The organism is Paraburkholderia sp. BL25I1N1 (assembly GCF_003002025.1).
Taxonomy (GTDB): Bacteria; Pseudomonadota; Gammaproteobacteria; order Burkholderiales; family Burkholderiaceae; genus Paraburkholderia.
Genome location: NZ_PVZB01000010.1, coordinates 145,706 through 164,811, shown reverse-complemented (window position 1 = coordinate 164,811; position 19,106 = coordinate 145,706). Strand labels below are relative to the sequence as shown.

The 19,106-nt window shown below is 64.1% G+C and carries 17 protein-coding genes; 7 read left to right on the top strand and 10 right to left on the bottom strand.

Annotated elements, in window-relative coordinates; translation table 11 throughout:
- Nucleotides 1–120: 120 nt before the first annotated feature.
- Together B0G73_RS16880 and B0G73_RS16875 are read left to right on the top strand one after the other, a co-directional pair.
- A complete protein-coding gene (locus B0G73_RS16880; RefSeq protein ID WP_106282451.1) occupies nt 121–498 on the top strand; it encodes a helix-turn-helix transcriptional regulator in 378 nt (125 codons plus the stop codon).
- Nucleotides 495–1,796: a type II toxin-antitoxin system HipA family toxin gene (locus B0G73_RS16875; protein ID WP_106282450.1), complete on the top strand. Its 1,302-nt coding sequence runs from the start codon at nt 495–497 to the stop codon at nt 1,794–1,796. Before B0G73_RS16880 ends, B0G73_RS16875 begins: the two co-directional genes overlap by 4 nt.
- An 81-nt stretch (nt 1,797–1,877) precedes the next feature.
- Here the strand turns inward: B0G73_RS16875 and B0G73_RS16870 are convergent, their stop codons facing one another.
- From B0G73_RS16870 to B0G73_RS16850, 5 genes are all read right to left on the bottom strand, one after another.
- Complete coding sequence (locus B0G73_RS16870; RefSeq protein ID WP_106282449.1) at nt 1,878–3,479, bottom strand: UdgX family uracil-DNA binding protein; 1,602 nt, start codon at nt 3,477–3,479, stop codon at nt 1,878–1,880.
- A gap of 168 nt (nt 3,480–3,647) precedes the next feature.
- Nucleotides 3,648–4,235, bottom strand: a complete 588-nt coding sequence (locus B0G73_RS16865; protein WP_106282448.1) for an NTP transferase domain-containing protein — start codon at nt 4,233–4,235, stop codon at nt 3,648–3,650.
- 123 nt (nt 4,236–4,358) lie between these two features.
- The gene (locus B0G73_RS16860) at nt 4,359–6,581 is read right to left on the bottom strand and encodes a xanthine dehydrogenase family protein molybdopterin-binding subunit (protein WP_106282447.1); all 2,223 of its coding nucleotides are present in this window, start codon (nt 6,579–6,581) and stop codon (nt 4,359–4,361) included.
- On the bottom strand, nt 6,578–7,579 hold the full coding sequence (locus B0G73_RS16855; RefSeq protein ID WP_106282446.1) for a xanthine dehydrogenase family protein subunit M: 1,002 nt from the start codon (nt 7,577–7,579) through the stop codon (nt 6,578–6,580). Before B0G73_RS16855 ends, B0G73_RS16860 begins: the two co-directional genes overlap by 4 nt.
- A 12-nt stretch (nt 7,580–7,591) precedes the next feature.
- Nucleotides 7,592–8,317 carry a 2Fe-2S iron-sulfur cluster-binding protein gene (locus B0G73_RS16850; protein WP_106282445.1) on the bottom strand — a complete coding sequence of 242 codons (726 nt, stop codon included), beginning with the start codon at nt 8,315–8,317 and terminating at the stop codon, nt 7,592–7,594.
- A 208-nt stretch (nt 8,318–8,525) separates the two neighbouring features.
- Between B0G73_RS16850 and B0G73_RS16845 the strand changes: the two genes are divergently transcribed.
- The 3 genes from B0G73_RS16845 to B0G73_RS16835 all read left to right on the top strand — a co-directional run bounded on the left by B0G73_RS16845 (nt 8,526) and on the right by B0G73_RS16835 (nt 11,790).
- Nucleotides 8,526–10,586 carry a D-(-)-3-hydroxybutyrate oligomer hydrolase gene (locus B0G73_RS16845; protein WP_106282444.1) on the top strand — a complete coding sequence of 687 codons (2,061 nt, stop codon included), beginning with the start codon at nt 8,526–8,528 and terminating at the stop codon, nt 10,584–10,586.
- A gap of 148 nt (nt 10,587–10,734) precedes the next feature.
- On the top strand, nt 10,735–10,953 hold the full coding sequence (locus B0G73_RS16840) for a hypothetical protein (RefSeq protein ID WP_106282443.1): 219 nt from the start codon (nt 10,735–10,737) through the stop codon (nt 10,951–10,953).
- A 24-nt stretch (nt 10,954–10,977) separates the two neighbouring features.
- Nucleotides 10,978–11,790, top strand: coding sequence for an exodeoxyribonuclease III (locus tag B0G73_RS16835; protein WP_106282442.1), 813 nt, complete (start codon nt 10,978–10,980; stop codon nt 11,788–11,790).
- Nucleotides 11,791–11,900: 110 nt separating this feature from the next.
- On the opposite strand, the gene B0G73_RS16830 is transcribed toward B0G73_RS16835, so the two are convergent.
- The 4 genes from B0G73_RS16830 to motA form a co-directional block, all read right to left on the bottom strand.
- A complete protein-coding gene (locus tag B0G73_RS16830; RefSeq protein ID WP_106282441.1) occupies nt 11,901–12,188 on the bottom strand; it encodes a CsbD family protein in 288 nt (95 codons plus the stop codon).
- Between the two features lie 168 nt (nt 12,189–12,356).
- A complete protein-coding gene (locus B0G73_RS16825; protein WP_106282440.1) occupies nt 12,357–13,040 on the bottom strand; it encodes a Pr6Pr family membrane protein in 684 nt (227 codons plus the stop codon).
- Nucleotides 13,041–13,126: 86 nt separating this feature from the next.
- Nucleotides 13,127–14,116 carry a flagellar motor protein MotB gene (gene motB / locus B0G73_RS16820; protein ID WP_106282556.1) on the bottom strand — a complete coding sequence of 330 codons (990 nt, stop codon included), beginning with the start codon at nt 14,114–14,116 and terminating at the stop codon, nt 13,127–13,129.
- A gap of 14 nt (nt 14,117–14,130) precedes the next feature.
- Nucleotides 14,131–15,000 carry a flagellar motor stator protein MotA gene (gene motA / locus B0G73_RS16815; RefSeq protein WP_106282439.1) on the bottom strand — a complete coding sequence of 290 codons (870 nt, stop codon included), beginning with the start codon at nt 14,998–15,000 and terminating at the stop codon, nt 14,131–14,133.
- 425 nt (nt 15,001–15,425) lie between these two features.
- Between motA and B0G73_RS16810 the strand changes: the two genes are divergently transcribed.
- Both B0G73_RS16810 and B0G73_RS16805 read left to right on the top strand, forming a co-directional pair.
- Nucleotides 15,426–16,439, top strand: a complete 1,014-nt coding sequence (locus B0G73_RS16810; RefSeq protein ID WP_374957012.1) for a hypothetical protein — start codon at nt 15,426–15,428, stop codon at nt 16,437–16,439.
- 89 nt (nt 16,440–16,528) lie between these two features.
- Nucleotides 16,529–17,941 carry a DUF2252 domain-containing protein gene (locus tag B0G73_RS16805; RefSeq protein WP_106282438.1) on the top strand — a complete coding sequence of 471 codons (1,413 nt, stop codon included), beginning with the start codon at nt 16,529–16,531 and terminating at the stop codon, nt 17,939–17,941.
- Between the two features lie 102 nt (nt 17,942–18,043).
- Here B0G73_RS16805 and B0G73_RS16800 read toward each other — a convergent pair whose 3' ends face one another.
- The gene (locus B0G73_RS16800; RefSeq protein WP_106282437.1) at nt 18,044–18,901 is read right to left on the bottom strand and encodes a polysaccharide deacetylase family protein; all 858 of its coding nucleotides are present in this window, start codon (nt 18,899–18,901) and stop codon (nt 18,044–18,046) included.
- Between the last annotated feature and the right edge of the window lie 205 nt (nt 18,902–19,106).

Genomic DNA, 19,106 nt, shown 5'->3' with positions numbered 1-19,106 from the left:
GCTCACATATGATCGCTATAGGTTGGTAAAAGATCATATGTGAGCGATCAAGTCGATTTCCTTGACCCAGAAACAATGCGCGCGGACAATAGGAAACCCATATCCTGAAGTACCGCTCATATGGAAACCACAAAGCCGCATAAGCGCTCACATGTGAGCGCTAAAAGAAAAAGAGATCCGCTCCCCCTGCCGGTCGTGCGTGCCCTGAAGAAACTCGGAGCCGACCTTGCGCTGGCGCGCCGTCGCCGCCGGTTGACCCAGGCGTCAATGGCCGAGCGCATTCGGACGTCCGTCGCTACGCTGCGTCGCATGGAACACGGCGACGAACGTATCTCTATCGGCACGATCGCGCAGGCGTTTCTCGTTCTGGGTGAGCTGGACAAAATCGACGGACTAATGGATTCCGCTGGCGATACCATCGGGCTGACCTTAATGAACCAGCAACTGCCGCAGCGGGTTCGCAATAAACGTGTCACGCCCGAATCGGGGGCGCTATGAAGCGTCCTGTGTCGCAGCAGATCGTCCGGGTGGCGCTTGGGCAAGCGGCGCTTCCCGTTGGCGCTCTGACTTTCAACAAGGACGGCGCACGCGAAAACTCAAGCTTTGCTTATCACGAAGCGTGGCTGCAATCCACCGACCGGTTCGAGATTTCGCCCGATTTGCAGCTCGTGTACGGTCAGCAGTTTCGTAAGGCGCCCAGCAGAGACGATTCGATTTTTCACTTCGCATTTGCGGATACCGAGCCCGACGGATGGGGATGCCGGGTGATCGCGCGTGACCACGCAAGGCGTCGCAAGTCGGCGCAGGAGAAGGGGCTGGAGGTGCCGCGCGCCGGGCTCACGGAGATGGACTACCTGCTGGGCGTCGACGATATGAGCCGGATCGGTGCGTTGCGATTCGTGGACGAAGCGGGCAACTATTTGCGCAGCATTGAAGACGGAGGGCGTGGCACGCCGCCCTTGCTCGAATTGGGTCATTTGATCGGCGCCACTCGCGCGGTCGAGATGAACAGGGAAACCGCAGCCGACCTGAAGTATTTGCGCGGGCGCGGGACGTCGCTTGGCGGTATGCGCCCCAAGTGCACGATCCTCGATGAGGACGGGCAACTGGCCATCGGCAAATTTCCCAGTGTCAACGACGACCGCAGCGTCACGCGTGGGGAAGTGCTCGCTCTTCATCTGGCCGCAGCCGCCGGCATTACGGTGGCGCAATCGCGCATCGTCATGTCGGAAGACATCCCGGTTGCGCTCGTGCGCCGCTTTGATCGTGTCGCGAACGGCGGCCGGATTCCGTACCTCTCGGCTGGCTCCATGCTGCAAGCGTCACGGCAGGAAGAGCACGCCTATACCCAGATAGCTGATTGCATCATCGCGCGTTGCGTGGACCCGAAGCGCGACCTCGAGGAGTTGTGGCGGCGACTCGTGTTCAATCTGCTGATTACCAATGTCGACGACCATGTGCAGAACCACGGTTTCCTGCACGTCGAGCATGGGCAGTGGCGGCTCGCGCCGGCGTTCGACATCAACCCTTTCCCGGATAAGGACTCCGAGTTGAAGTTATGGCTCAATGAAGACTACGGGCCGGTCGACTCGATCGAGGCCGTGATGAATGAAGCGCCTTATTTCAGGCTCTCTGCCGACGAGGCGAAACGCATTCTCAATGAAGTTCGCAACGCGGTCAGAGACTGGAAACGCGTCGCGAAGTCGGCGCCGGTCGGCATGACTGACGACGACCTCGATGCCTTCCAGCCCGCGTTCGAAAACGAGCAGGTCAAGGTGGCAACGGCCCTGCAATGATTTTGGATGAGCAGAGGCATACGGTAGTCAATCAATAAAGCCGACGCGTGCACGAGCAGCGCAAATCCAGCGGTAAAAAAGCTACGCCCCTTCCGCCGCCAACGTCGCCGCGTGACTGAACGCCGTCACCATGCCCGCGACGATATCCTCGCGCAGCCGGCTGTCGGCCATTTTCAGCGCATAAGACGGGTGCCACGTCGGCACGATCAGCCGGCCGCCGTGATCGATGGTCTGCCCCAGATATTCCGACAGATTGACGTGCGCGCCGGTCAACGCCTTCAGCGCCGTCGCGCCGAGTGTGACGACCACGCGCGGCGCGATCTGCGCGAGCTCGTGGTCCAGCCAGTACTGGCAAGCCTCGACCTCGCGCCGCGCGGGCGTTCGGTGGACGCGCTGCTGCTCCAGCGTTTCCCATTTGTAATGCTTGACGGCATAGGTCAGATAGAGCGCCGCGCGATCGAGACCGGCGCGCGCAAGCACCGTGTCGAGCAGTTGACCGGCGGGGCCCATGAAGGGCACGCCGTGCTGGTTCTCATGCTCGCCGGGTTGTTCGCCGACCACCATGAACGCGGCGTGAGCCGGACCGGCGCCCGCGACGGCCTGCTTTGCGTTGCGCCACAACGCGCAGCGCCGGCAGGTGGCCAGCGGGCCGGTGGGCTCGCGCAAGGGTGGTGTCACCGCCGAATATTCGAGCGGCGGCATCTCCGGAACGGTGACAGTGCCGCTCTGTGCGCCGAGACGGCTGCGCTTGCGCGCGAGTTGCGCGGGCAGCGGCGGACCAGCGGGCGGCGTTCTCCAGTAACGCCGCGGCATGGGTGTCGGCGCGCCATTGAATACGCTGGCGTAGTAGGCGAGCCAAAGCGCCTCGGTGGGCTCGCTGGTCGTGGCTTCGCCGGCCATGGCGGCGGGCGGCAATGTCGGCGTGGTCGGGCCGTTCGGCTGGCTCGGTGGTGATGTGGGCGTGGTCGTTCCGCTCCGCTGGCCCGGTGGCGATGTCGGCGTGGTCGGCCCGCTCCGCTGGCTCGGCGGTAATACTGGCGTGGCTGGCCCGTTCAACTGGCCGACCGCCAAAGCGTGCGTGACGTGTCCGTTTTCTTCCGTTGCCGGCCGGCTGATGCGCAGCAACATGCCGTTCCAGAACGCCGCGCCCTGCGGCGTCGCCAGCATCCACGTGGAATCGCCCATGCGCTCGGCAAAACGCTCGGCGGCCTGCGCCAGCAAATCATGATGCGGCTCGTACCAGCCGACGAATTCCGGCGGTCCCATGGACGGATCGCGTCGCCTGAACAGGGTGAGCGCCACCAGATCGCCGGTTTCGTGCTCGACCGACTGGATGCGCTGATCGAGCAGCGCGCCGTCGGCGTCTTGCGGATCGAGGACGTGGCGTTCGCCGTGTGTCCAACGCCACAGGATGCGATAGAGCAGGGACCAGCGGTCCGGCGCGTAAAAGCACGCCGCCGTTTTCAGCCAGGCGAGCAGTTCACGAGGAATGGCGGGCGTAGGGGCGGCCAAAGCGGTGGCGGAACGTTGTTGAGCGCTTGCGTTGCCGTTATCCGAGCCGGCCGGATCACACGAATCGCATTCAACCCATTCGATCCGCTCCGGTTCGACGCCTTGCCGTAACAGTTCCCGCGCCGCATGGCGCCAGGCGGCAAAAGACGGTTCGATAGAAATACGTTTCATGCGGACGCGCCGCGGCTGTGCGTGACTAAACGCATCAAACCGTGAAATACTGTACGGATATACAGTATGCTCCTGAATGCCGGCCCAGATCAAGCGTGTCAGCAGTCGCGGCCGACTGCGCCGACGACAGTGTGTCTACCGGCAACGCCAGACTGACCAAGCGCACAACTACAGCTTGCGCAAATCCTCAGGCGTATCGACGTCGCGCAAGATACCCGCATCGTCCACATCAAGCCGCGTCACCTGCTGCGACATAAAGAGGGATCTCGCGCCCATATCGCCGTCGAGCGCCAGCAGCGCGTCGCGATGCTCGATGCCGAAGCCGACCGGATGCCCGCGCTGTCCCTGGTAAAACGGCGCGACCAGCGAAGCGCCGCCGTCCAGCGCGCGCGCCACGGCTTCGATCGTGGCAGTGGCGATGCGCGGCATGTCCGCAAGCGCGACGATCCAGCCCTCGGCCTCCGCGCTTGCCTCGACACCGGCCGCGAGGCTTGCGCCCATGCCGCGTTCGGCCTCCGCCGCGAACACGACGTCGCAGCCGGCCTCGTTGAGCAGCCGCGCGAGCGCGTCCGAACCCGGCCGCACCACGGCCACCACCTGCGTCACGACCCGCAGCAACCGATGCGCGGCTTCATGCGCCACCGGCGTGCCGTCGGGCATGCGTGCCAGCAGTTTGCTGTGGAGGCCTTCCGGGTCGAAGCGCGAGCCGAAACCGGCGGCGAGCAACACGCCAGTGGCGAGCGAAGCGTAGGCCATGGGCGGGCACCGGTAGAAGGAATGAGGTCGATTGTGCGATGCAACGCGGCCACAGGCAAGCGCGAATATCAATGCGCGGCGCGCGCCGCCCCGATTCGCGCCGCGACCGCAAAAGCGCGCCCATCAAACCTGCATCGCGCCCATGACCTTATCGAGCGTGACGGGCAAATCGCGCACGCGCACGCCGGTGGCGTGATACACCGCGTTCGCAATCGCCGCCGGTACGCCCGTAATGCCGATCTCGCCGATACCTCGTACCCCGAGCGTGTTGATATACGGATCCGGCCGGTCGATAAAGGTAATGTCGAGCGAGCCGATATCGGCATTCACCGGCACGTGATATTCGGCGAGATTCGCATTCGTGAAGCGGCCATAGCGCGTATCGAGCGAGGTCTCTTCCTGTAGCGCCGCCCCGACGCCCCACACGATGCCACCCATCAACTGGCTGCGCGCCGTCTTCAGGTTGAGCACGCGGCCCACGTCGTACACGCCGACCATGCGTGCCACGCGGATCGTGCCGAGATCGGCATCCACGTGCACCTCCGCGAACACCGCGCCGAACGAGTGAAACGAGTACTTCTGCTTTTCGTCGCCCGGCTTGACGGTCGCACTCGCCTCGATCGGCTTGCCGCCCGAGCGCGCGATGATCGCCGCCGCCGGATCGCGCTTGCCCGGTTGCGAGCGGCTCATCACCCAGCCGTTTTCCACGGTGATGTCGTCGAGCGCGATGCCGTACACGGGCGAAGCCTGATCGGCGAGCGCGAGCGCGATCAACTGGCTGCGCGCCTGGCTCGCCGCGTCGCGCACGGCCGGCGATACGCTCGCGGCCGACTGCGATCCGCCCGACACCGGCGCTCTGGGCAGCGACGAATCGCCGAGCGCAAAGTGGATGTTCTCCGGCGCGAAGCCGAGTGCGTCGGCGGCCACCTGGGTCATCACGGTGTAGGTGCCGGTGCCGATATCCTGCGTCCCGGACGCGACCATCGCGGTGCCGTCCGGCAAGATCCGCGCAACGGCGCTGGCTTCGCTGCGATTGGCCGGATAGGTCGCGGTCGCCATGCCCATGCCGATCAGCGTGCTGCCGTTGCGCATCGAGCGAGGCGCCGGCGAGCGGCGCGACCAGCCGAATTTCTCCGCGCCGGTCTGATAGCACTCGCGCAAGGATTTGCCCGACCACGGCTTGTTTTCCTGCGGATCGGCCTCGGCGTAATTCTTGATGCGAAGCGCGAGCGGGTCCATCTTCAAGGCCGCCGCGATTTCGTCCATGGCCGATTCGAGCGCGAACGAACCGGTCGTCTCACCCGGCGCACGCGTGAAGGTCGGCGTGCCGAGATTGAGCGGCACGATGCGGTGCGTGGTCACCTGGTTCGGCACCGCGTACAGCATGCGCGTGACCATGCAGCAGGTCTCGGTCCAGTCTTCGATCACCGACGTGTTCGAGATGCTGTCGTGGCGCATCGCGGTCAGCGTGCCGTCGTGGCGCGCGGCGAGCACGAAATGCTGTTCTGTGCGCGGACGCGCGCCGACCGGCCCGAACATCTGCGGCCGTTCGAGTACGAGCCGCACGGGGCGCCCGGTCTGCTTCGCCGCCATCGCGCACAAGGACACATGCGACCACGACGAGCCCTTGCAACCGAAGCCGCCGCCCACGAATGGCGAAATCACGCGCACATCGCCGGGCGAAACGCCGAGCGTTCTGGCGATTGCCTGCGCCGCGCTGCTGACGCCTTGCGTCGAATCGTAGAGCGTGAGTTGCGGACCGTCCCAACGCGCCATGGTGGCGTGCGGCTCCATCGGGTTGTGATGTTCGATCGGCGTGGTGTACGTCGCGTCCACGCGTACCGCGCCGCTTTGCAGGCCGTCGTCGAAGCTGCCGCGTCGCGTGTCGGTTTGCCGGCCTTGCGGTTTGTCTGGCGCGTGCGCGTTCGGCTTGGCCTGCGCGAAGTCCAGCGTCGCTGCGCCGCTCTGATACGTGATGCGCAATTGATGCGCGGCGTCCGTGGCGTGTTCGAGCGTGTCGGCCACGACCACGGCGACCGGTTCATTGCTGTAGTGAATCTGATTGTCCTGAAGCAGCGAAAGGCGGCGTCCCGTCGGCGGCGCCAATGCGGCCTTGCCGCCGTTGGGCAGACGCGGCGCGTTCTGATACGTCATCACGAGCAGCACGCCGGGCAGTGACTGCGCGCGGCTCGCATCGATCGATGCAATGGTGCCGCGCGCGATCGTGCTGGTAACGAGCACGGCATGCGCGAGACGCGCTTCGGGAAATTCGGCGGCATAACGCGCTTCGCCGGTGACTTTGAGCAGGCCGTCGATCCGGTCGACGGGTTGGCCGATGAGATTCATGCGACACCTCCCGCGTGCCCGGCGGCCTGGTTCACGGCGCGCACGATCGCACGCTGCGCGAGCTCCACCTTGAAGCGATTCTCGCGCTGCGGCCGCGCTTCGCGCAATGCGGCCGAGGCGGCGTTATTCAGCGTTGCCTGCGTGAGCGGCTGGCCGTTCAGCATCTGTTCCGCGACACTCGCGCGCCACGGTTTGTGCGCGACGCCGCCCAACGCGATGCGCGCGGTCTTTACGCGAGTGCCGTCCATCTGCAAGGCAGCGGCGACCGAGATCAGCGCGAATGCGTAACTGGCGCGGTCACGCACTTTCAGATAATGCGAGTTCGCGCTGAAGAGCGGCGGCAGAAGATCGACAGCCGTAATCAGTTCGCCGGGCTGCAACGTGGTGTCGACATCCGGCCGGTCGCCGGGAAGCCGGTGAAAGTCGGCGAACGCAATGGTCCGCTCGCCGGCCGGGCCGGTAACGCGCACCACGGCATCGAGCGCGGCAAGCGCCACGCTCATATCCGACGGATTCACCGCGATGCATTGCGGACTCGCGCCGAGAATCGCATGGGTGCGATTGTGGCCGTCGAGCGCCGCGCAGCCGCTGCCCGGCATGCGCTTGTTGCACTGCGTGAAGGCCGTGTCGTAGAAGTAGCCGCAACGCGTGCGTTGCAGCAGATTGCCGCCGACGGTCGCCATATTGCGCAATTGCGACGACGCGCCCGCCAGAAATGCTTGCGAGAGCAACGGGTATTGCTCGCGCACCAGCGCGTGGTTGGCGGCATCGCTATTGCGCACCAGCGCGCCGAGCCGGATACCGCCGTCCGGCAGTGTGGTGACCGTATCGAGTCCGCTGATATGCGTGATATCGATTAGCCGCATCGGCCGCGCTACGCCGCCCTTCATCAGATCGAGCAGATTCGTGCCGCCGCCGATGAATACCGCCCCCGACTGCTGCGCTGCCCGCACCGCGCCGGCGACATCGCCGGCGCGTTCGTATGAGATCGCATCCATGCTGTCGCTCCGTCAGGCGTTGGGGGTGTTGGCGCCGCTGTTCTGGCCGCCACCTTCATGCACCGCGCGTACGGCGGCCACGATATTCGCGTAGGCACCGCAGCGGCAAATGTTGCCGCTCATACGTTCGCGGATTTCGTCGTCGGAGAGTTGGGCGGGGCGGGCGCGGACATCGGCCGTGACGGTGCTGGCGGTGCCGTTGCGGAATTCGTTCAGAAGGGCGGTCGCGGAACACAACTGCCCGGGCGTACAGTAACCGCATTGAAAGGCATCGTGTTCAATGAAGGCGCGCTGCATCGGACTCAATGTGCCGTTGGCGGCAAGCCCTTCAACCGTCGTAATGGTCTCGCCTTCATGCATCACCGCGAGAGTCAGACAGGAGTTGATACGGCGGCCATCGGCGAGCACCGTGCATGCGCCGCACTGTCCGCGATCGCAGCCCTTCTTCGTGCCCATCAGGCCCGCGTATTCCCTTAATGCATCGAGCAAGGTCACGCGCGGCTCGAGTTGCAGCGTGTATGCGCGGCCATTCACGGTCAGCGTGACGGGACGCGGCGGCACCGCTTGCTGAACCTGAGCCGGCGGCGCGGTCGGGGTTTGGGTCTGCGCGCGCAGATGCGGCGCAGCGCCGACTGTGGCGGCAGCGGCAGCAGATTGAAGAAAGCGGCGGCGTGAAGGTTGTGTTGGGATGGCGGCTTGGACGTCGCCCGGATCCTGACTTTCGTTATGCGAAGACATGACGTCTATTGACTCCATTGAAAGGTCAATGCAGGCTAGCGATGCGTCGGTATCCGAAGCGTCGCGATCCATTGGACAGTACGCGGCAATTTCGGTGCCGTTGCATTCACAACGGTATTAGCAAATATCGGAGACGAAAAACGTGAAGTCCAATCTCAGAGTCGAGCCCACGCAACGGCCGGTCCCGGTTGTGCCAACCCTGGCGATCATGTTGGCGGTGGCAGTCGTGCTGACTGCATGCCACAGCGGCGGTAGCGAAAGTAGCCCGCCACCGCAAGCCAATACGCTGCCCAGCTTTATCACCGCAGCATCGGTCAAGAGCCAATCCTACGACGGCAATACCGACGACCTGCTCACCGCGGGCCTCGGCAAAACCGGCCTCGGATCGGCTGCGGCGCCGGCCATTGCCAACGCTGCGCAACCTACCGCCGCCGAACTCCGCCGCCTCGCCATCTGGTCGAACTATCGCGCGCTCGTCGACATGACGGCGAACGGGGGCTATGGACGCTTCTGGGGGCCGAATGTCGATCTGAACGGCAACGACACGCTCGGCGAAGGCAAGATCGCCGGCAAGGAATATCTCGCTTACGCCGACGACGGCAGCGGCACGCAGAACGTCACCATGCTGGTGCAGATACCAGCGAGCTTCAATCCTGATCAGCCGTGCATAGTCACGGCGACGTCATCCGGTTCGCGCGGCGTGTACGGCGCGATTTCCGCCGCCGGCGAGTGGGGGCTCAAGCGAGGTTGCGCGGTGGCGTACACCGACAAAGGCAGTGGCAACGGTGCGCATGAACTATCGTCCAATCGGGTCACACTGATCGACGGCACCTTGCAGGATGCCACCGCCGCGGGCAAGGCCAGCCTCTTCACGGCCAACCTGGGCAACACCGATCTCGCAACTTACAACAGCCAGTTTCCGAATCGCTACGCGTTCAAGCATGCGCACTCGCAGCAGAATCCCGAGAAGGATTGGGGCAACGATACGTTGGAGGCGATCCAGTTCGCGTATTGGGCGCTCAACGATTCGTATGGCGCGCTCAACGGTTCGACCCGCACCGTGCGTTACGCGGGCGGAAGCATCACGACGATTGCGGCTTCGGTGAGTAATGGCGGCGGCGCGTCGCTCGCGGCGGCGGAACAGGACACGTCTGGTTGGATCACCGCGGTTGTCGTCGGCGAACCGCAGATCAATTTGCGCTTGCCCGCGCAGGTGTCGGTGGCTCAGGGCGGCGTGCCCGTCGGTGCATTCGGCAAGCCGCTCGCCGACTACATGACGCTCGCCAACCAGTTGCAACCGTGCGCTGCGCTCGCGCCCGCCGCGGCCGGCGCACCGTACCTGACGGCACTGCCGCTCGCCACGACCACGGCGATTCGCACCGCCCGCTGCGCGTCGCTCGCTAGCGCCGGCGTGATCGCGGGTGGCGACGTGACGACCCAGGCGATCAACGCGCTGGCGTTGCTGCATCAGAACGGCTACCAAACCGACTCCGATCTGTTGCAAGCGCCGATGTGGGACTCGCAAGCGGTGCCGGCTGTTGCAGTGACTTACGCAAATGCGTACGCGAAAGCGAGCGTCACCGCCAACCTCTGCGACTTCAGCTTCGGCACGACGAGCGCGACGGGAACAGCCGGCGTGACACCGGCCGTGTCGCCGATGCTGACGGTGTTCGGCAATGGCAACGGGGTGCCGCCGACCAACGGCATCAACCTCGTCTTCAACTCGGGCGGCGGAGCGGCGGACCACCGGCTGGCGACCCCCGACGGCAGTTACTCGGGCGCCTCCTGCCTGCGTACGCTGTGGACGAACGGCACGCTGGCCAACAGCGTCGAGGCCATTCGTGTGAACGCGAATCTGCATGGCAAGCCTGCCATCATCGTGCAGGGCCGCGCGGATGCGTTGGTGCCGATCAACCATGCGTCGCGGCCGTACCTCGGCCTGAATCAATTGAGCGAAGGCGGGGCGAGCAAGCTCTCGTTCTACGAAGTGACGAACGCCCAGCATTTCGATGCGTTCCTCGGCGTGGCGGGGTTCGACTCGCGCTTCGTGCCGCTGCATTACTACAATCTTCAGGCGCTCAATCTGATGTGGAGTCATCTGAAGAGTGGTACGCCGCTGCCGCCGTCGCAGGTGATTCACACGGTGCCCCGTGGCGGCACGGCCGGCGTCGCCCCCGCGCTGACCACGGCCAATCTGCCGGCGATCGCGGCGAGTCCGGGCATCAATGCGATCACCGTGACCAACGGCGCCGTGAACGTGCCGAACTGACTCGCGCGGACTGCACGCGCGGGCTCACAACGACGGTAATCACGCGCGCGAGGTCGGCGCGCGCGACTGCCGTCGTGCTGTGAGGACGGTTGCCCGGGTATAAGCGATGCTACGGCAGATGCAGTGAAGCGCGTTCAAAGGAGAGCGAATGCAGTTCGACTACCGGCATTTCCATATCGATTGCCGCGCCCGCCATGACGATGACGGCCTCTACTACGCGAGAGCGAAGATCACTCGCGCGCCGCGCAAAAACGAACACGTCCAGTCGCACGATTCCGGCGACATCGACGCCTTTTCCGACCAGGCGGATGCCATCTCATGCGCGAAGTCGTGGGCGATCGAGTGGTGCGACGCAGCGGCGCAATAGCACGCATTGCAGGGAGGACATGCCGTGGCCAGGCTTCGAATCGCGACCTTCAACATCAACGGGATCCGCTCGCGCCTGCCGGCGCTGCTGCAGTGGCTCGAGCGCGAGGCGCCCGACATCGTCTGTTTGCAGGAACTCAAAGCGGTGGACAGCGCGTTTCCCGTGGAGCAACTGCGCGACGCGGGCTACGGCGCAATCTGGCAAGGGCAGAGCGCATGGAACGGCGTGGCGATCCTGTCGAAAGGCGAAGCGCCGCTGGAGAGCCGCCGTGGCCTGCCCGGTTTCGAGGACGACACGCACAGCCGCTATCTCGAAGCCGCAGTGGGCGGCGTGCTGGTGGCGTGCCTCTACCTACCGAACGGCAATCCGCAACCGGGCCCCAAGTTTGACTACAAGCTGGCGTGGTTCGACCATTTGATCAAGCACGCGGCGAAGCTGTACAAAAGCGCTCATCCGGTCGTGCTGGCCGGCGACTTCAACGTGGTGCCCACCGACGAAGACATCTACAACCCGCGCTCCTGGCTGAAGGACGCGCTGCTGCAACCTGAGAGCCGCGAGCGTTACCAGCGGCTGCTCGCGCAAGGCTGGACCGACGCGCTGCGAACGCATTTCGGCGACGAGCGGGTCTACACCTTCTGGGACTATTTCCGTCGGCATTGGGACACAAACTCCGGCTTGCGCATCGACCATCTGCTGCTGAGCGCCGACCTCGCGCCGCGCATGCGCGATGCGGGCGTCGACCGCTGGGTGCGGGGCGAGCCGCATGCGAGCGATCATGCGCCTACGTGGGTCGAATTGGAGATGGGCGCGGGGCGTCGCAAGAAAGGCGACGCGTAAAGCCGTGCAAAACCGGCGGTGCAAAACCGGCGGGTTAGGAACGGCGGCATACAAACACGAAACGGGCGACCGCCTGAAGCAGATCGCCCGGTGGTCAACCCCGTCAAAAATCAACGGCGATAATCGCGTCCTGCCGCACCGTGCGCCCACAGCGCGCCGGCCACAAAACCGGCGAGCGCCACCACCGCGATCGCGGTGAACGGGCTTTCCGCCGTAGTCTCACGCACGAGACTCGTCGTGCTCGCGGCCAGTTGCTGGGCTTTGCCGCTGAGCTCCTTCGCCTTGCCGGCCAGTTGCGTGCCGGTATCGCCCAGCACGTCGCCGACGGCGCCCTGTACCTTGCCCGCGACTTCCTTGACCGTGCCTTCCGCTGAATTGGCTGCCGAATTGGTGTCCATACGTTTTTGCTCCCATTGTCAAATTTACGTGTGAGCCATTGCGATCGCAACGCTGTCACACCAAGGTCTCACGTACGCCGCGCCGGAAAGCGCGACTTACGTTCACCAGACAGGGCGCAAGAAGCGCGCCCGAGCGAAAAAGGGAAACCAGGGGCGCCGGACGGGCGCTCAGTGGCGCCGCCGCGAATTGATCCCCACGAAGATGGCCATCAGCATCAGGAAGCCGCCGAACAGCAGCGCCGAATTCACTGCCGCGTGCGTGAAGCCGAGCCTGTCGACATTGATGAACGGATAGGGGTAGAAATCGGACAAGCGCCCGCGCCAGAAGGTCACGCCGAGGTAGGTCAGCGGATACACCAGCCACCACAGACAACGCCGCAGCTTGAGATGAAAGCGCGGCACGAACAGCACCCAGTAGAGCGCGGAGAGCATGGGCAAGACGCTGTGGAGCGATTCGTTGAGCAGCATCCGCAATGCCGTGGGCGTCCAGTAACCGCGCAACAGCAGGTTGTAGGCGATCCCCACGAACGCCATGTACACCACCACGGCGGTGACGACGGTAGGCTGCCGGAAAAAGCGCGCAGGCTTCGATCTGTGCCTACGCAAGGCCACACAGGTAAAACAGATCGCGCAGGCGAGCGCCGTGAGATTGGTGAGGTAACTGCTCATGCGGGCGAGGCCGTCGAGCACGGTGAGCCCGCGGGCGAGCGTGCGATCGATCGTGACCTCGGCTTGCGCGACGATCGAAATCCACGCAATGACGGCGATGATCGCGGCGAGTGTCACCGACGACACACTGGGCGTATGCAGCGGAAGTTCGGGCTCCCGTTGCTCGGAAAGGGCGGGGCGCATGGGTTCGATTTTATACACACAGGTGCTGCGCAATGTGCGTTATCGAGCGCACCCGCCAAATCTATCGGACGCGCGGCCGAAAAATGCTACGGCGTGCTATGCGAACCGGTCACGGGCTGCAAGCGTTCGACCACTGCGGGGATGGCTGAACTTGCCGGCGTGGCTTCGTCGATCGCGGTGCGTCCGCCGTCGTGAAAGAAGGCGAGTTCCGCGGCCTTGTTCAACACCAGAATGCTGATGCGCCGATTGGTCGGCTCGTCGGTCACATGGCTGTTCAGCGGCAATACGTCGGCCAGTCCGCGCACCTGCAGCAGCTTTTCGCCATGCATGCCGCCGGCGACCAGCGCGCGGCGCGCGGCGTTCGCGCGTTCCGACGACAGCTCCCAGTTCGAATAACCTTCCGGGCCCGCGGTGTATGGCACCGCATCCGTATGGCCGGCGATGGAAACGCGGTTGTCGACGTCGTTCAGCGCTGCGCCGATCTGCGTGAGGATCGTCACCGCATACGGCTGAAGCTTCGAACTGCCGGAAGGGAACATCGGCCGGTTCTGCGAATCGACGATCTCGATACGCAATCCTTCGTTCGTGATCGAGATGCGGATCTGATCCTTGAACGCCTTCAAAGTGGGGCTTTGTTCGATCAAGGCGGTGAGCTTCGCCTTCAATTGCTCGAGACGCGCCGCATCGGACGGTGCCACCGACGGCGTGGCCGCGGAGGGCGGCGTCGGTTCGGCCTGGCTTTTCCTGCCGACCGCTGGCGTCGTATCGGAGATGTCGCGGCCGCCGCCTTGCACCACGCTCGGACGCGCGGCGGCTGTGCCTTCATTGCCGCCGAGCAGGCTCGACAGCGGCGTGTTGAAATAATCCTCGATACCCTGCTTGTCAAACTTCGACGTGGAGCCGAGCAGCCACATCAGCAGGAAGAACGCCATCATCGCGGTGACGAAATCGGCGTAGGCGATCTTCCATGCGCCGCCGTGATTGCCGCCATGGTCGGCGGCTCTTTTCGAACGGCGCACGATCACCGGCGCCGGCGGCCGCTCATCCTGCGAGGCGCGCGATCTTCTTTCGCTCATCATGCCGCTCCGCGTCAGGCCGACTTCGGCATCTTGGTGGCGCGCACAGCGTCGTCGAGTTCCTGGAAGCTCGGACGGTCGGCGGTGAACAGCACCTTGCGGCCGAACTCGACTGCGATCGGCGGCGCGTAGCCGGAGAGCGACGCGAGCAGCACCGCCTTCACGCACTGGTACGGCTTGGCTTCGGCGCGGCCCTTTGCGTTGAGCAGATCGGCCATGGGGCCGATGAAGCCATATGCGAGCAGAATGCCAAGGAATGTGCCGACCAGCGCGCCGGCGATCATCTCGCCGAGCACGGCGGGCGGTGCGCCCACCGAACCCATGGTGTGAACGACGCCCATGACCGCGGCGACGATACCGAAGGCCGGCAGGCCATCGGCCATCTTCTGAATCGCGTTGGCCGCGACCGATGCTTCCGCGTGATGCGTGGCCAGTTCCTCATCCATCAGGTCCTGCACTTCGAGCACGTTCACGTTGCCGCCGGACATCATGCGCAGATAATCGACAATGAAGTCGAGCAGATGATGATCTTCCAGCACGTGCGGATACTTCTGGAAAATCACGCTTTCTTCCGGCGCACCGACCTCGGCCTCGAGCGACATCATGCCTTCTTTGCGCGCCTTCTGAAGCAGTTCATAAAGCAGCGCGATCAGTTCCAGATATTTTTCCTTGGTGTAGCCGCCACCTTTGAAACATGACGGAATCGCCTTGATGGTTTTGCGCAGCGTGGAAGTCGGATTGCTCACGACAAACGCGCCGATTGCCGCACCGAAAATACACAGTAATTCGAAGGGCTGAAGCAGCGCCGGCAGGTGCCCGCCCACGCCGATAAAGCTACCGATCACAGAACCGATCACCAGAAGCCACCCGATTGCAACAAACATACTCTCTCCGATTATCTTGCGCGGCGCATGCTCGATCAGAGCAGGTCCTGTTTCGAGGACTTTTCTGGTGCGTCACAAAAGTTTTTGCATGTATGGGTAAACGGCTGAATTCGCCGTTGCTGAAGTGCTCGTCCGCGTGAAACGCCGAAAATTCACTAATCAGTTAGTTTTCGAAAAAGACGCCGTAAATTTGCCCGCGTTTCGCGATCGTTGCCGTTGCAACCTGTATTGGCCGGTCCCGGTATAACCCGAGTCACTATGCCCCGCTGATGCCAAGAGGATACGTAACCTTTATACCGATCGGTCTGCTAGCATGACGTGCAGTTTGCATCGCCGGCCACTCATGTGCGAGCCTTGCCGCGTAACCGTGCCCCGCCGATCACGAACACCGGCAGCGCCAGCACTCAACCGGAGAGGAATCCCCTTTGCGAGCCTCGACATCTGCTGCTCAACGTTGGCTGGGTCACAAGGCCGCCGCCTGCCTCACAGGCGCCGGCCTGCTGTTCATTCCCACGCTCAGTGACGCCCAGGAATTTTCGCTATTCGGCGGCGGCTCGCGCGCGAGCAGTATCAACACCTATACGTGGGCCTTCAACTATCAGGAAGGCCTCGGGCAATATTTCGCCGCGAGCTTCACCTGGCTCAACGAAGGGCATATTCCCGACCATCACCGTGACGGCCAGATGGTCCAGCTGTGGGCGCGCATTCCCGTAGGCAGTCCGCAATTCGTCCTGCAAGCCGGTGTCGGCCCCTATCGCTATTTCGACACGACCACCTCCGAGCAGGGCGGCAGCTATTCCAACACGCACGGCTGGGGTGTGGTGTACAGCGTCCGCGCCGCGTACTACGCGTCGAACCGGTGGATTACGCAGCTTCAGTTGAATCGCGTGCACGTTCAGCGCGGACCGGATTCGAGCGGCGTGATGTTCGGCGTCGGCTATCAGCTCGACGCGCCGGGCTCACCCGGTCCGCGCGACTGGGCGAGCGGCAGCGCGCACAAGGTCACCAATAACGAAGTAGCGGTGTATCTCGGCAAAACCATCGTCAACTCGACCAGTTCGCCGACTGCGCTGGGCGGCGCAGTCGAGTACCGGCGCGGCCTCGCGAAGTATCTCGACGTGACAGTCGGCTATCTTCACGAAGGCAGCAGCAAGGTGGCGCGGCGCGATGGCCTGACGAGCCAGTTGTGGGCCACGCGCGCGTTTCTCGACGACAAGGTTTCGCTGGCGGTCGGCCTCGGCGCTTACTATGCGATCAACGAGAACGAAAACAGCGCGACCCCCGGGCCGGGCGCCGGCAAGTTCTCCGGCCTCGTCACGATTGCGGGCTCCTATCGGCTGACCGGGCACTGGAACGCGCGGCTCGAATGGAACCGCGTCGTGACCCGTTATGATCGCGATTCGGATGTGATTTTCGGCGGCGTGGGCTATCGTTGGTGAGGGCTCATGCGTCAGTCGCCGGATGTCGTCGTGCCAGCAGAAGCAGTCTCTCGAACCGCTAGTCAAGAACCGGAAAAACGGAGAACAGCATGAAAGCCAGCACCATCGCCGAACGGGAGGCCCGGGGCCGTGCCGCTCGCGAGCATTCGAAACGTTCGAGCCATAAGGCGGTAGGCGAACTGCATCGCAACCCGATCGAGTTGCTCAGGCAAAGCAGCGAGGATCGCGTGCGCAACCTCGTGCCGCTGCGCTACGGGCGCATGGCCGCCTCGCCTTTCACGTTTTTTCGCGGCACCGCGCTTCTGCAGGCGCACGACCTTAGCCAGGTACGTGACTCCGGCCTGACCATGCCGATCTGCGGCGACGGCCATCTGATGAATTTCGGCGGTTTCGCCACGCCGGAGCGGCAACTCATCTTCGATCTGAACGACTTCGACGAGGTATCGGTCGGACCGTTCGAGTGGGACCTGAAGCGTTTGACCGCGAGCCTCGTTGTCGCCGCGCGTCATATGCGTTTGAGTCGGGGCGCGGCGGAAAATCTCGTGATGACGGCGGTCACCGAATACCGCGATCGCATGTCGCAGTATGCGCAATGCGGCGCGCTCGAACTCTGGTACGACCGCATCACCTTCGACCGCATGGCGGAAACCGCGCTGACGCCGGAAGCCCGCCGCGCCGTGCGGCGCGGCATGGAAAAAGCCGCGAGCCGGACGCATGAAAACCTGCTCGAGAAAATGGCGGAGCGCGACGGCGAACGCTGGACGATTCGCGATGCGCCACCGGCGCTGTTCCATGTGCTCGGTGCGAACACGCTGTTCACCGAGGAAGAAACCGAAGCGTACAGAACCGGGAACTCGCGCAAGATGCTCGAACGCATGTGGGGCGAGTATCTGAAGACGATGTCGCATGACCGGCGCGAACTGCTCAGTCATTTCACCGTGCAGGATATCGTGTTCAAGGTGGTGGGCGTGGGTAGCGTCGGCACGCGCTGCATGGTGGTGCTGTTGGTCGATCACATGGGTAAGCCGCTGTTCCTGCAGATGAAGGAGGCGCGGCCTTCGGTGATCGCGCGGTTCTACAAGTCTCCAATCCACAAGCACGAGGGCGAGCGCGTCGTGCAGGGACAGCGCATGCTGCAGGCCGCGAGCGATATCTTTCTCGGTTGGGCGACGGGGCCGCTCGGGCGGCATTTCTATTTCCGGCAGCTGCGCGATATGAAGCTCTCGGCGAACATCGAGCTGTTCGATATCGAACTGCTGGGAGGCTATGCACGGCTATGCGGCTGGATCATGGCGCGCGCGCATGCCAAGGCGAGCGGGCAGGCGATTGAAGTCAGCGCGTATATCGGCCGTGGCGATCAGTTCGCGGAAGCGCTCACCGGCTATGCGGCCGCCTACGCGGATCAGGTGGAGCGCGATTACGACGTGTTCCTGAAAGCGTGCCGCAGCGGCCAGCTCGAGGCACGCACCGACGAAGACATGGCGGCGGATTTCCGCATGTAGCGGCGGTGATCGCGCTGCGCTGCGCGATGAACTGCGTGCAAGCCCGCGTAACCTGCAACGCGTATGAGCCGAGTCGCCTGCGTACGTACGCGTTACCGCGCTTCAGTCGTTCACGCGCGCTTCGCGCAGCGTGACGAAACGCAGATGCCGTTGCCGCGCCGCGTCGATCACACGCGGCAGTACGGCGAGGATCAACGGCGTACCTTCGGCGGTGAGGGCGGCGTTGCCGTCGTGCAGCAGCAGAATGTCGCGTGGCGCGAGGCCATCGAGCAGCCGTCGCGTGACCACCCGCGGATCGCGCTCACGGGTGTCGTAGCCGCGCCGCGTCCATGCCGCGAGCCGTAGATCGAGCTTGCGCAAGACCGGTTCGAGAAAGATGTTGCGTAAGCCGGCCGGCGCGCGGAAGAACATCGGCCGTTCGCCGCTCAAGGCTTCGAGCGTGCGTTGTGCCGCGTCGATTTCGCGCGTGAGGGCGCCCGGCAACGTCACGGAAAACGTGTGGACGTGAACTTGCGAATGGTTTTCGAGCGCATGGCCACGCGCGACGATCTCGCGTGCGAGTTCCGGGTAACGCAGCGCCTTCGCGCCGATGCAGAAGAACGTGGCGCGCACGCCGAAGGCGTCGAGCAGGTCCAGCACGTGCGGCGTGACGGCCGGATCGGGACCGTCGTCGATGGTCAGCGCGATCGCGTCGGCGTTGCGTGCATGGGCCGGCAGGCGGGTCCAGTTCGGACCGAGCAGCGAGGTGCGCGGCAACAGGCCGGCTACCGTGAAAATGGCATGATTCACAAAAATCGCGGCGAGCCACCAGGGCCACGCGGCGGGCGCGATCAGCCATCCCGCCAGCACGATGACATGCCATGCGGCGGTGGCGGTGAGCATCGCGGGATAACCGGTTTGCGGCCAGCGTCGTGACGGCGCGCCGTGGACGCCAGACGACGGCGTGGAGAGTTCTTTCATAAAGCGTGCTTCCTGTCTTCCTTCCTCCTTCCTGGGAAGGCGCTGAATCGCGCGCGCGGCGCGCAACGGCAAACGATACCATTGATGCGCACCCCGACGCGCCCGTCGACAGGAATGGCAAATAATGAAAGCGCGCCGAAAGACGCCGTGCCCCGCTACGGGCGGTTCGCGTGCAGACTGTCTGCACTCTGCATCCACTGAACTA